The organism is Paenibacillus lacisediminis, from assembly GCF_046567315.2.
Map to the genome: position 1 here is coordinate 381,779 of NZ_JBKIAX020000006.1, position 12,815 is coordinate 394,593.

At 51.0% G+C, this 12,815-nt stretch carries 11 protein-coding genes and 1 pseudogene; 6 read left to right on the forward strand and 6 right to left on the reverse strand.

Annotated features, from left to right (window positions below):
- Window positions 1–24: 24 nt before the first annotated feature.
- The 6 genes from leuB to ACLD72_RS14745 all read left to right on the forward strand — a co-directional run bounded on the left by leuB (window position 25) and on the right by ACLD72_RS14745 (window position 6,549).
- Window positions 25–1,125: a 3-isopropylmalate dehydrogenase gene (gene leuB, locus ACLD72_RS14720; protein WP_410995354.1), complete on the forward strand. Its 1,101-nt coding sequence runs from the start codon at window positions 25–27 to the stop codon at window positions 1,123–1,125.
- Between the two features lies 1 nt (window position 1,126).
- Window positions 1,127–2,269 carry an aconitase family protein gene (locus ACLD72_RS14725; protein WP_410995353.1) on the forward strand — a complete coding sequence of 381 codons (1,143 nt, stop codon included), beginning with the start codon at window positions 1,127–1,129 and terminating at the stop codon, window positions 2,267–2,269.
- A 12-nt stretch (window positions 2,270–2,281) separates the two neighbouring features.
- Window positions 2,282–2,791, forward strand: a complete 510-nt coding sequence (locus ACLD72_RS14730; RefSeq protein WP_410995352.1) for a LeuD/DmdB family oxidoreductase small subunit — start codon at window positions 2,282–2,284, stop codon at window positions 2,789–2,791.
- Window positions 2,792–2,798: 7 nt separating this feature from the next.
- Window positions 2,799–4,064 carry an aconitase/3-isopropylmalate dehydratase large subunit family protein gene (locus ACLD72_RS14735; RefSeq protein WP_410995351.1) on the forward strand — a complete coding sequence of 422 codons (1,266 nt, stop codon included), beginning with the start codon at window positions 2,799–2,801 and terminating at the stop codon, window positions 4,062–4,064.
- Window positions 4,065–4,084: 20 nt separating this feature from the next.
- Window positions 4,085–5,431: a 2-hydroxycarboxylate transporter family protein gene (locus ACLD72_RS14740; protein WP_410995350.1), complete on the forward strand. Its 1,347-nt coding sequence runs from the start codon at window positions 4,085–4,087 to the stop codon at window positions 5,429–5,431.
- A 128-nt stretch (window positions 5,432–5,559) separates the two neighbouring features.
- The gene (locus ACLD72_RS14745; RefSeq protein WP_410995348.1) at window positions 5,560–6,549 is read left to right on the forward strand and encodes a D-isomer specific 2-hydroxyacid dehydrogenase family protein; all 990 of its coding nucleotides are present in this window, start codon (window positions 5,560–5,562) and stop codon (window positions 6,547–6,549) included.
- Window positions 6,550–6,562: 13 nt separating this feature from the next.
- Here ACLD72_RS14745 and ACLD72_RS14750 read toward each other — a convergent pair whose 3' ends face one another.
- The 6 genes and pseudogenes from ACLD72_RS14750 to ACLD72_RS14775 form a co-directional block, all read right to left on the reverse strand.
- Window positions 6,563–6,964, reverse strand: a complete 402-nt coding sequence (locus ACLD72_RS14750; RefSeq protein WP_410995346.1) for an AEC family transporter — start codon at window positions 6,962–6,964, stop codon at window positions 6,563–6,565.
- A 181-nt stretch (window positions 6,965–7,145) separates the two neighbouring features.
- On the reverse strand, window positions 7,146–8,213 hold the full coding sequence (locus ACLD72_RS14755; RefSeq protein WP_410995344.1) for an SMI1/KNR4 family protein: 1,068 nt from the start codon (window positions 8,211–8,213) through the stop codon (window positions 7,146–7,148).
- A gap of 481 nt (window positions 8,214–8,694) precedes the next feature.
- Entirely contained in the window at window positions 8,695–9,528 is an 834-nt protein-coding gene (locus tag ACLD72_RS14760) for a sugar phosphate isomerase/epimerase family protein (protein WP_410995343.1), read from the reverse strand.
- 270 nt (window positions 9,529–9,798) lie between these two features.
- A complete protein-coding gene (locus ACLD72_RS14765) occupies window positions 9,799–10,746 on the reverse strand; it encodes a fibronectin type III domain-containing protein (protein WP_458475840.1) in 948 nt (315 codons plus the stop codon).
- Window positions 10,738–12,468: pseudogene (locus tag ACLD72_RS14770) on the reverse strand (glycoside hydrolase family 6 protein); the annotation flags it as partial. The gene ACLD72_RS14765 and the pseudogene ACLD72_RS14770, both read right to left, overlap by 9 nt.
- A 151-nt stretch (window positions 12,469–12,619) precedes the next feature.
- Complete coding sequence (locus ACLD72_RS14775) at window positions 12,620–12,766, reverse strand: hypothetical protein (RefSeq protein ID WP_410995341.1); 147 nt, start codon at window positions 12,764–12,766, stop codon at window positions 12,620–12,622.
- Window positions 12,767–12,815: the final 49 nt, after the last annotated feature.

A 12,815-nucleotide genomic window follows, 5' to 3' on the forward strand; every position in this document is an offset into this window, starting at 1 on the left:
TTGAAAGGATGATGAGAAGCGTAGATGGCATATAACATCTCAGTTATTTATGGAGACGGGATCGGCAAAGAAATTGTCGACCAGACGATCAAGGTGATGAATGAGGTCGGGGGCGTATTTCATCATACGTTTCGTTTTGAAATATGCGATGCCGGGACCGAGGCCGTTGAACAATACGGCGAACCACTTCCTGACAAAAGCTTAAGGCAATGTCTGGAAAGCGATGCCATTTTATTGGGCAGCCTGTGGCTCGACCATTATCCGGAATTACCGCAACAAAAGCGTCCCAGCTATGTCCTGTCCCTGCTGCGGAAAAATCTAGGGCTTACCACAAACCTGCGGCCCATTTCCGTTTATAAATCGTTAGCCGATTTAAGTCCTTTAAAAAATAATATCATTGGCGAAGGCTTTGATATTCTGATGATTCGCGATTTGGCCGGGGGCATGATCATGTCCAAGAAATACCGGGGAGCCGGGGAGCACGGCAGAGAGGCCTATGATGAGGAATATTACAACGAACAAATCATCAGAGGGAACGCTTGCTTCGCATTTGAATTTGCCCGGCAACGCCGGAAGAAGGTCACCAGCTTGGACAAAGCGGTAATTCTGGAAAGTTCGAAATTATGGCGCGAGGTTGTTCAAGAAGCTGGTGCGGAGTACCAGGATGTTGCTTTAGCGCATCAATACATCGACGATGCCGCTGCGCAAGTCATTACAAGCCCACATAATTACGATGTGATACTAACGTCGAGTATGTTTGGGGACATCCTTTCGGATGAAATTTCCGCCTTGGCGGGAGCGCCGCATTTACTTCCATCAGCGGAACTCAACCGCCAAGGTAAAGGATTGTTCACCCCTAACCAAATTCACAACAAAGACCACGACATCGCCCATAAAAATCTGGCCAATCCGATCGGATCAATTTTGTCCGGAGCCATGATGCTGCGCTTCGCTTTCCGTTTGGAACAAGAAAGCTGGGCCATTGAGGAAGCGGTCAAACGCGTGTTAAATGAAAAATACGCGACAACGGACATTGGTTTGCCAGGCAGCAAGCTGATCGGGACCAGTGAAATGGGGTCCATCATAGCCGAAAAAATCAGGGAAATAGGGAAGGAGCTAGTTTGATATGACGTTGATCGAATCCATTTTGAACGAAAAGCCCGGAGCCGCCACGGTGATTGAACCGAACTACATCGTTCTGAATGACAGTTTATCCTTGGATATTGTAAATCAATTGGAAAATATAACAAAGCTCGCCGCGCCTGAGCGGGTGATCGTCATGCTCTATTACGATACTCCCGCTGGGAATTTCACATCAGCCGAGATCCAGAAGAAGCTCATTCAATTTGCGCGCAAGCACGGGCTGAAATTTGTCCAGTCCCAGGGCATCGGCTATCACCTCCTGCTGGATCAATACGTAAAACCAGGTGATATCGTGGTTACGCCAGGCTGGCACAACAGTATTTTCGGCGTACAGAAGGCCCTCGGAATTCATGCAGATCCGGCCGAATTATTAAATGTGTGTGCAACCGGACGGATGAAGCTAACGGTTCCGGAAACCATCCATATCGAGCTTACCGGTCAACTGAAGCCTGGGGCCGCGATGAAAGACTTTATGATCTCATTTATAGCATCGGACGAGCTTAAGTATCGTGGTAAAGCTATCGAATTCTATGGCGAGGGGCTGCATTCCTTATCCCTGAAAGAAACCGCTGACCTATGCCAATTGGCAGCCAGAAGCGGGGCAGTCACAGCTTTTGCCCACCCGGATTACCAAGGACCCGGCCAAGAAAGCTATGATCTGAGAAATGTGGAGCCTATGGCAGCCCTGCCTGGATCGATTCGGACTTCCAAACCGCTGTCCGAATTGGAGGGCACACCCTTGTCGGCTTGTTTCATCGGCGGCTGTACGGGTGGCAGCATTGAGGATTTAAGAACAGCCGCAGCGGTTCTGAAAGGCAAGCGAATTCCCGTGAATATGCGATTGTCGATCGGGCCGCAAACCAATGAAGTTTATAAGCAGGCGATTGCCGAAGGATTAATTCAAATTTTTATCGACAGCGGCGCGCAAATCTTGAGCACGGGTTGCGGCAGCTGCGTTACTACTTCAAAAGGCGTAATTGGCGAAGGTGAGACCATGCTGTCGGCCAGTTGTTGGAATTTTCAGGGCTGCAACGGCTCAAAGGATTCTGAAGTGTATCTGGCTTCTGCGGAAGCCGTTGCGGGCTCCGCGCTAAAGGGCTGTATTACATTAAATTCTAAGGGATGAGGAGATAGCTTTATGGAAAAGAAATTTAGCGGCAAGGTATGGAAACTGCCGGACGACGTGGACACGGATACCATCATCGCCGGGCGGCACGGCGTCATTCTCGACAAGAAGGAAATGGGCTCGCATTGCCTGGAAACCCTTCGCCCGGAATTTGCTTCCCAGGTGCAGCCCGGAGACATTCTTGTAGCCGGGAAGAACTTCGGCTGCGGTTCATCGCGGGAAATGGCCGCCGAAGCGATTAATGTGCACGGTGTTTATTGCATCATCGCTAAATCTTTTGCCCGTATTTTCTTTAGAAATGCCATCAACAACGGGATGTTGCTGATTGAAAGCGAGGAAATCCCCGAACATTGCCAAGAAGGCGATATCCTGACGGTCGAGGTGAATCAGGCGGTCACCGTGGGCGGCAAGGAATTCAGCATTCCCAAAGTGCCCGATAACTTATTTGGGATTATTCAAGATGGCGGGTTAATCCCCAATACCATTAAACGCATGGAACAAGCTGAAGCGGAAGGGAGATAACAAAACCATGGGACATACTTTGGCGGAAAAACTTCTGATGAAAAATACGGGCGAAAGAAACCTTAGCCCCGGTGACATGATCATCGCTCGCCCTGACCGGTATATGATTCACGATATTTATACTTCGTTTCTCAAACGCGCTTTAAAGGATATGCATGTGACCAAGGCGGTTTACCCCGATCGCGGAGTGATCATCTTCGACCACCTGATGCCGACCAACCAGGCCCACACCGACCCGGTTCACTTTGTGGACGGACTTGAATTGGCGGAGAAATTCCAAATTAAAAACGTCCATAAAGGCGAGGGAATTTGCCATTCGCTGATGCATGAACTGAAATACGCGAGACCCGGTGAAGTTGTCGTGGCAACGGATAGCCATACAACAACCTATGGCGGGGCGGGCTGTTTCTGCACCGGTATCGGACATACGGAAATGGCCGCGGTCATGGCCACGGGCGAAGTTTGGCTCAAAGTCCCTTCCGCCATCAAGATCGTGCTCGACGGCGACTTTCCCGAAGGCGTGGGGGCCAAAGACATCATTTTGAAAATACTGGGCGACATCAAGTCGGATGGAGGCCAATATAAATCGTTGGAATTCACCGGCCATGCGGTACGCGGCATGAGTATGCAGTCACGCTTCACCATTGCCAATATGGCTTTGGAAGCCGGCGCCAAGGTCGGGTTGTTCGAGGCGGATGAAAAGACGGCCGCGTATTATGACATGGATTATAAGCAAATTTCCTGGTTGAAAATCGATGACGACGCCGAATATGAACACGTCCTTCATTACGATGTCAGCAAGCTTGAACCCCAACTGTCCTGCCCGCAAGGGGTCGACAATGTGCATCCGATTTCCGAAGTCGAAGGAACGAAACTGAACCAGGTGTATATCGGGTCTTGCACCAACGGCAGCATTGAGGATATGGAAGTGGCGGCAAAAATCCTTGCAGGCCAAAAAATAGCCCCTTTCCTAAAGATGATCGTGATCCCGGCAACCATCAACGTCTATAAAGAAGCGATGGAACGCGGTTATATCCAAACGTTTATCGATGCCGGCGCCAGCGTTTCTCATCCTTGCTGCGGATTATGCTGCGGGCAGCCCTACGGATTAATGAGTGACGACGAGGTGGTGCTTGGCACCAACAACCGGAATTTCATCGGCAGAATGGGAACCAAGAAGTCGCTGATTTATCTGTCGTCTCCCGCCGTGGCCGCAGCCTCCGCGTTGACGGGGGTTATCACCCACCCGGCTAAACATTTGGCCTTACACTAAATCACCAGAGGGAGAGTACTATGAACAAGCAAATCGGACTTTCTGCCAATCCGCCGAAGCCGGGTTTTCTCACCCGGGTTAAAGGCATTAAAATTACGGGGCTTCCGTTAAAATACTATATTCCGTTTTCGATCATCATTTTGGTTGCGGCCTATACCGGAAATTTGAATAAAGATATTATCGGTTCGATTGCATTTCTCTTAATGGCGGGCGGTCTTTTCTCGTATATTGGAGGCGTCATTCCCATTTTCGGCAGTTGGATGGGGGGCGCCATCCTCCTGCCTTTATTTGCCGGATCGGCCCTTGTCTATTATGGCCTGATTCCGGACTACGTACAGACGAACGTTTCCAATTTGATCGGATCGGGTTTTGTTAATTTATTCTTGGCGGCCATCATCATCGGCTCGATCTTGAGTATGGACCGGAAGACACTGGTTACCATTTCATTACGGCTTTTGCCGTGCATTCTCGGTGCTTTGGTCTTTGTGTTCATCTTCTTAATTTTGGGATCGTTCCTGACAGGAACTTCGTTGCTACAGGGATTGTTTATGGTCGGCTTACCGAATTACACCGGGGGATCTTCCGGGGCGATCGCCGTCGTTCCGGCCATTTACAGCCCGATCTTTCATAAGCCGGCAGGAACTTATTCCGGGGAGTTCCTGGTATACATGAACATTTCGAACCTGGTTTGCGTCATTTTCGCCGGCTTTCTGCATAGGCTCGGCAAACGCTATCCTTCCCTGACAGGAAACGGTGAATTACTAAAGAATACGCGTAAGAGTACGAACCAACCTGCCGAAGAGAAAGCTAAGGTCTCCGGTGATTTGAAAAAAGATATTACAAAGTTAGGTATTGGTTTGTTTGTTTCGGTTGCTTTTATGATTGCCGGCAACATTTTGCAGAGCCTCGTTCCGCAGCTTAACTTTATTGCCTGGGCCGTCATTTTGGTTATTATCGTGAAAGCGACCGGCTTTTTGGATGATACCTTATGTCAATCCAGCGATTACTGGCAAGGGTTTATGGTCCGGAACTTTTTACCGTTTCTGATTACGGGGATCGGCATTTCATCGCTTGATTTGAGCCAGGTCGTCTCCTATTTCACGATTTCCAATTTTGTCATTATCATTTTCGGGGTCATCGGTGCTGTGATAGGTTCATTGCTTGTCGGCAAGCTCATGAAATTCCATCCTATTGATGCGATGATTGCCGTTGGCCTTAATTTGGGGAACCTGGGAGGCTCCGGTGCCATCGGGGTACTGTCAACTTCGGAGCGTATGGGGATGATGCCGTTTGCCACCATCGCCAACCGGATCGGCGGAGCCCTGATGGTGATTGTCATCAGTTTATTGTTGCCTTTCTTCTTGTAAGGTGCTTCTTTAAATACTTATGCGCTGTGTAATGTCCGGGCAGTTGATTGTGAATATTATCACATTATTCCGCCCGGCAAAATATCCTCTATGTTCCGACTCCATACCACTGAAAGGGGTTTACAATCGTGAATCAAATCGTAGTTTACCACGCGCGAGATGATGAAATGGCATACTTCAAAAAATTTGCGAAGGAGCTTCAGTTGGACATTAAATACGTAGCCGAAGAATTAAACGCGGAGACGGCTAGTCAGGCGCAAGGTGCGACGGCCGTTACGATACAAGGGAGCAATAAGGCCGACCGGGCAACTTTGCAAGCTTTAAGCAAGGTTGGCGTCAAGTATCTTGCGTTGAGAAGCGCCGGGTACAATTATGTAGATATCGCTGCAGCCCAAGAGTATGGCATACGATTTTCCAATGTGACCTACTCGCCAAACAGCGTCGCTGATTTTACAACGATGTTAATTCTGATGTGCGAACGTAAAGCAAAATCGATTTTGGCGCGAGGCGCCGTACAGGACTACACCTTAGCAGGGATTCAAGGCAGGGAAATCAGAAACTTAACCGTCGGGATTATCGGTACCGGCCAAATTGGGGCCACGGTTGCCAGAAATCTTTCCGGATTCGGCTGTAGGATCATCGGTTACGATGTCTATGAAAATGATAATTTGAGAGATTTGATTGAGTATGTTTCGCTGGAAGAATTAATAGCCAGCAGCGATGTGATTACGCTGCACGCACCGTTGCTCGACAGTAATTATCATCTGATCAATCGAGAAAGTATCAAACGAATGAAGAATGGCGTCTGCATCGTGAATTGCGGACGCGGGCCGTTAATCGATACCGAAGCGCTGATTTATGGCCTTGAAACGGGCAAAGTTGGCGCCGCCGGCTTGGATGTCATTGAAGACGAACTGGACATCTTTCACAAAGACCACCGTTTGAATGTCCTGAACCATCGCCAACTGGCCATTTTAAAGGCATTCCCCAATGTCATCGTAACGCCACACATGGCCTTTTACACCGATCAAGCGGTGAGCGATATGGTAGAAATTGCGCTAAGATCACTCGTTTCCTTTATGGGGCACGGAAATAGCCGGTGGGAAATACAATCCTAAATTATTATTGCCATTACAAAAGCTGGATTGCTCCGAGAATGAGCGGCATAGTGATCAGACTGGCAAGGGTGGATAGGGTCATGACTTTACATGGGAATACAACCTCCTTGCCTGTCAACTTGGAGAAAAGCACGGCAAAGCCGGCGACGGGACAGGCCGCCGGTATTAAGCTGCAGGGCAGCAGTTCGCCTCTTATCCCTAATGCATAAAGCAAAAATAACAGGGTAAGGGGAAAAACAAGATTCCTCATTGCAACCCCGATCCAGGAATCCAGGTCGGTAAAGACTTTACCAAATGAGATTTGGGTCATGGTCGTACCGATTACAATCATGGAAAGTGCTGTATTAAGTTGAGCAATGGATTTGACGGACAAATAAACCGGACCCGGTAACCGGATCGAAAAACAGTACAGCAACAGACCTATAATTGTTCTGGAAGAGAGCTTTGGCCAGAATCTTATTCAATTGAGGAAACGTTTTAATTTCGGTCACATACCATTAATGAATGAAAAAAGCTAAAGAATTCTCATGAATTCTTTAGCTTTCCGTTCGTTCAAAATAAGTGGCCGTAAGCGCCCAAAGGTCAATCGATCTTCACTAGTTCGCGGTCCGCTCGTCAGCAAGTCCACGAACGAAAGCTTCAAAGTTCGGGGCAAGTTTGACCACTTTGAACTGGTTCGCCTTATCAACATGTACAACCTCGGGTTCACCGTCGTTTCCGGCCTCGCGGTAGTCCAGCATGACCGCCCCGGACTCTTCCGGGCATTCGCCGATGATCACGCCAAACTCGGGGTAACCCTCGTTGTCGATGCGGAATCGGCTGCCCGCTGCCCCACACAAGGAATGGTTTTTCTCTCTGCCAATGCCTAAAATACCTGTAATCTCGATATGGCCCTTAGTTCCATCACCTGCTTCCCCTATAGGGAAAAACCGGCTCCGCGGGACGCCGCCGTTATGTAATTTCATCATCTGCACATAAAAGGCGGGCAGCTTGAACACCAGTTCTTCTTCCACGGAAGCAATCAGCGCGTCGCTGGGTGGTGCGGATACGTAATTCTCGGCGGTCGGGGCACTATCGTCCCAAAAACTTGCCAAATCCAAATCGCCGTTCGCGCCGGAAACGGCGTAACCGCGCCCACCTTGGCCGCCCGCAGCATGGCCATTAGCACGACCATCGGCAGGGCCATTGGTACCTCCACTTGCACCGCCATCAGTACGGCTTCCGCCATCATTGTCCCCGTCCGCTCCGGCATCCGCCCCAATTGAGGCCTCAGCTTTGCTCCGGTCACCGTCTTCCGGCTCGACGGGCTCCTCCGCAAGTTTTTCCCGGATCCAGCCCAGGAATTCCAGCGTGTCTTCATCCCCGGGGTCCAACCGGTCAGCGGCTTCGAAGGCTTTCAAAGCTTCGTCATACCGCTCCAGATAGTAGTAAGCCAGTCCCACCCGGTAATGCCAAAGCGAGTCCTCCTGCCCCTCATCCGCAACAGTCATAAACTGCTCAACCGCTTCATCATACCGTTCCAGGTTGTTTAACGCCCGCCCTAGATGACTGACCAACTCATAATCCCTGTCCTCTGCGGGAATCTCCGTAATCGCATTTACGATATTCTCATACTCATCTTCCTCATGCCACGTCTCCAACTGCACCAAAAGATCTTCTCTCAACACGAACTCCTCCTACGCGAAAGCCTTTTTCAAATTATACCATTCCGAGAGGAGCGTTCACCAGCGCGGCACCTCCTACTGTTCATCTCTTTCTGGTCAACTCTTTCCGGTCATCTCTTTCCGGTCATCTCTTTCCGGTCATCTCTTTCCGGCCAACTTTCTCCGATCACGGGAGGTCAGTAACATTCCACGAAATGCAAAAGTGCAGGCGATTTTTGTCGAAACCCTCTGTAATAGGCGGCTCAAATGCAAAAGAGCAGTTCAGTTTTAGCCATACAACCATATTTTCCCAAAAGCATCCCAACCAACTGCACTTTTGCAGGTCAATCTCCTCAGAAAGGAAAAATCGCCGAAATGAGATGCACTTTTGCAGTTGGCCGGCCAATGAGGCCTTCTATAATAGGGAGCCCGAGATAGGGAGCACGAAATAGAGAGTCCGAAATAGGGAGTCTGAAACGGGGAGTCCGACTGTCCCCCTATATCACACTCTAGCCTTCGCCCGGCCCTCCCGCACAAACCGCGCGGCGGCGGCGCTTTGTTCCTCCGTCACCTGCTCCAGCGTGACAAACCCGTGCGGCTTGTGCTGCTCCAGCAGCTGCCAGAAGAGCGGATAGTCAAGCTCTCCTAGCCCGGCGGCCGTGACCGTTAACCCGCCGCCGCCGTCCGCCTCTCGCTTCACATCCTTGGCATGGGCGCTGACGATGCGCGAGCCGAACAGATCAAAGGCCTTGCGGATAATTTCTTCGTGCCGGTCAAAATTGGAGGCGTTTAACATATTGCACGGATCAAGCAGTACGCCCACGCATGAGGAGGGGAACCGCTCGATGGTTTCGGCCATCGTTTCGGGGGAATCGATCAAATGGCCTTGCGCGGCCTCCAAACCGATCGTGACGCCCCAACGTTCCGCTTCTTCCACCAGTTCCTCCAGCGCCTGGTTAAGCCGTTCCCAATGCTTAGTCAAATTGCTCCGGTCCGCGGGCACCCCCACCTCGGTTGCGACGATCGGCGCCCCAAAATGCCGCGCATTCCGCAAATGCTCCTTAAACCGGTCTACATTATGCCGGAAGCTCTCGTCATCCAGCTCGATCAGGCTGGCGTAGCAGCCGAGCACAGCGATCCGTACACGGTTGTCCGCAAACGCGTCCCCCACTTCGTTAGCCAAGCCAGGGCTGATTTTACCCAGCGAAAAGTCAACATCCGCAATTGCTTTGGACAACGCCAACTGCACATAAGGAAAATGGTATTCAGCCACCTTTGCGGCCAATTCCTTAAAAGGCAGCTTTCCCAACAAATGCGCTAAAATACCGACGGACATACGCTTCTCCTCCTCCGTTTTTTCACCATCAGGAATGAATTCTCATTTCTTCCAGTTCGCCATTTTCGGGTGTATTCCTGCCACGGTAGAAGTTAATTACAAAACGACGGAAAGACCCGAGCCGTTTTTGGGCCCGGGTCATTTATTCCTAAGCAAAATTCAAATTTTTCACCGCAGGTACAAAGCTGCGCAAAGCACCAGCGCCTTCATCACGGAGCGTTTTTAAAAGTTTTCAGGCACACACCGGCTGTTTAGCGCTTAAGCTTGCCATCATACCCCCGGTTCGATCCCCCACACCAGTTCTCCGTTTTGGAAAAGCGTCACTTTTTCCCAGTTTGCGAACGATGTTTGGGTTGCATTGTAGGAGTAATCATCGGTTTCGTCAAAGTTGGTCCAGCTTGATTTAGCTGCACGGATCTGGATATCCCCGGATTGTCCTCCCGGAGCAATCGAGCCCGCACCGCTGGTGAAACCAACTTCCATGTAACTGTCCGTGAAGGTTACCACTACGTTAGAGGAACCGACTTGCGCCCAGTCCACCCAGGCTTGCATGGCATCGCTGCCCTCTTTAGTGAAATAGTAGCGGAGCTTCACATCGCTCAGTTTGACGGCGGTCGAACCATTGTTTTTGATGTTGAACTGAGGCCGGATTTGGTTGTCGGTAGCGCTGGAATCGCCGTTACGGTATTGCGCGGCCAAATCGCCTTTAGGCAATTCCCGGGGAGCTGCGCTGACCGCATTGGAGTCCGCGCTCTCTCCCGATTTATTGTTGGCGCTCACGACATAGTAGTACGTGTTGCCATTTTTCACATCATTGTCCGTAAAAGAGGTTCCCGTTACGGAATCCGCGATTACATCAAATGGTCCCTCAGCGCTATCCGCGCGCTTCACATTATAGCTCTCTGCGCCTCTCACCGCGTTCCAGCTCAGCTTCACCTCAGCACTGCCGGCCGTTGCTTTCAGACCCTCAGGCGCACCCGGGGCTGGTTCTGCGGCAGGAGTCGCGCTGACCACGGTAGATTCAGGACTTACTCCGGCGCCGTTTACGGCGCTGATGACGTAGTAATAAGTAGTGCCGTTGATCACATTGCTATCCGTATATACGGTCCCCGTTACGGTCTCGGCAATCGCCTCAAACGGGCCTCCCGCATTGTCCGCGCGCTTCACGGTGTAACTATCGGCTCCGCCCACGGCATTCCAGTTCAACTTCACTTGCACGTCCCCCGCTTTTGCGGTCACCTTCGCAGGAGCGGCCGGTACCGTAGGAACGGATTTGCCGTAGCCCGTCGTTACGACGACCTGTACGGCGGAATCCACACTCTCGCCGGCTTTGTTAACGGCGCTGACAACATAGTAGTAAGTAGTGTCACTCTTCACGCTTGCGTCCGTGTAGGTTAAGCCCTTCACTTCGGAGGCGATAACGGTAAACGGACCTTCCGCGCTTGTCGCGCGTTTTACGTTATAACTTTTCGCGCCTTCCGCCTTCGACCAGTTCAGCGTTACTGCGGCCGTCAGGCTATCCGGAGCTACAGGAGGCGTATCTTGATTGCCGCCGTTGTCAGACAGCGGAATAGCCGGATAAGCGTTTTGTATAAGCTCTACAAACTGATCATGGAACCAGTGACCCGACAGCGGAGCGTTCGGCAGTGCCCCGGTCAACGTACCGTCGGCTGTCGTGTAAGTCGGATCGCACATCCGGTCAAAGCCTTTGCCTTCATCATTCGGGATTTGGGTACTCGAACCGTCCGAATCTCCGGGCGGCTTCACCCATACCAGCGCATCGACATGCGGATAAGCTTGCGGAGCGGCTTCCGGCGGCATGCCCATCCCTGCGCCCGCCGCATTACACCAGTTACCGCGATGCAGACGTTTATCGATACGTCCGGAATTTACATAAGTATTGATATCCGAGCCGGATGCGCCGGTCGGACGGTCAGGTCCGCCCCATCCGTTACGCGAGGTATCGATCAGGAAACCGATGTCGGACGGCCAGCCCTTGGCTACAAAGCCGGAGTACAGCGCCGCCGTAAAGTCGGCCTCATCGAAGTACGGATTCCATTCATAGTATTTCGCCGCGCGAATCGGCTGTCCGTTAATCTGCAAATCCGCGTTCGGCAAGTTCGGTTCTTCCAAAGGCGTGGTGTTGGCCGTATTGGTGACGAAACCGTCAACGCTGGAGAAACCGCCTTTGGTTCCCTGAACTACGGAAGTATACAGATTGACTGCAGGCTGGAGGTTGGAATCCCATCCGAGCCAGCCGGAGTGCCCGATGTCCAGATATTTGTAGACGTTCGGGATGTCATGCAATTGGTCCAGCGTATAACGGATCCCGTCGCGGTAAATATTGCTGGAATTTGCCGCTGCACAAGCCGGGGTGCTCAAGTTCGTCACCAGGTTAGGCAGCGAGTCAGGTTCGATCACAGTGACGATACGGATATCTTCATACTTCGGATTGGAGAAAATATCCGCGATTACATCGATATATTCCTTTTTATATCTTTCCAACGCATCTTGCGTGAGCGGCAGTTCGCCGTTGGAAGCCAGAGCGTGACAGTCGCGTCCCGGCATATCATAGATGACGAAACTGGCCGTGATCGGCGTATCACCCTGTTTTTGCGCCAGGGCGTTGTCCAGATGCTCTTCCAGGCTGAGACGTCCGTCACCGCCCTCGATTGCCGAAATGCGGTCGAGCCAGACGGCCGTCGGATACGATTTGACGGTCTCCATCTTCGCCGCCAATTCATCGTCGGTTACCTGCACAATCGACGTGTCGACAAAGTCCGCGTAATCCGGATTAATGTACGCCGTGGCCCCGACAAATGGGTTGTCCACATGTCCGGAGTCCGCAGCCGAAGCCGGCAAAGCTGCCGGAACGGTTAATGCTGTAATCATACTAGCCATGAAGAGGGTCTTCATTTTGGCGAAAAGCTTTTTCTTCATTTCTTTTACTCCCTTCGTTGTTTCGACAATTTCCGCAAATTCGAACTTTTCTAACAAAAATTGTATGAATATAACTATAAAATCTCATCGTTGGCTGACGCTTCAGCTCCCTCGGAAAAGCCGCAAGCGACAGCCTTTAACAGTTCATAATTCACGCTCCTCTTTCTAGCATTTTAGGTTGGAAACGATAGAAAAAGAGAATTAAAGCCGCCAGGCAGCTCGGCAGCCTGAATTCCCCCAGTCCCTTGGCCGACTCGTTCCCCATATTTTCCGCATCGTTCAGCCATCCGATCTTCACCTTTTATACATCGCCTCCTGCTGACAAATTAGTAGTTTTTGGGCGTTAG

Excerpts from the sequence above, each read along its gene's own strand:
- leuB (WP_410995354.1), top strand. The coding sequence starts at position 25 with ATGGCATATAACATCTCAGTTATTTATGGAGACGGGATCGGCAAAGAA.
- ACLD72_RS14725 (WP_410995353.1), top strand. The coding sequence starts at position 1,127 with ATGACGTTGATCGAATCCATTTTGAACGAAAAGCCCGGAGCCGCCACG.
- ACLD72_RS14730 (WP_410995352.1), top strand. The coding sequence starts at position 2,282 with ATGGAAAAGAAATTTAGCGGCAAGGTATGGAAACTGCCGGACGACGTG.
- ACLD72_RS14735 (WP_410995351.1), top strand. The coding sequence starts at position 2,799 with ATGGGACATACTTTGGCGGAAAAACTTCTGATGAAAAATACGGGCGAA.
- ACLD72_RS14740 (WP_410995350.1), top strand. The coding sequence starts at position 4,085 with ATGAACAAGCAAATCGGACTTTCTGCCAATCCGCCGAAGCCGGGTTTT.
- ACLD72_RS14760 (WP_410995343.1), bottom strand. The coding sequence starts at position 9,528 with ATGTCCGTCGGTATTTTAGCGCATTTGTTGGGAAAGCTGCCTTTTAAG.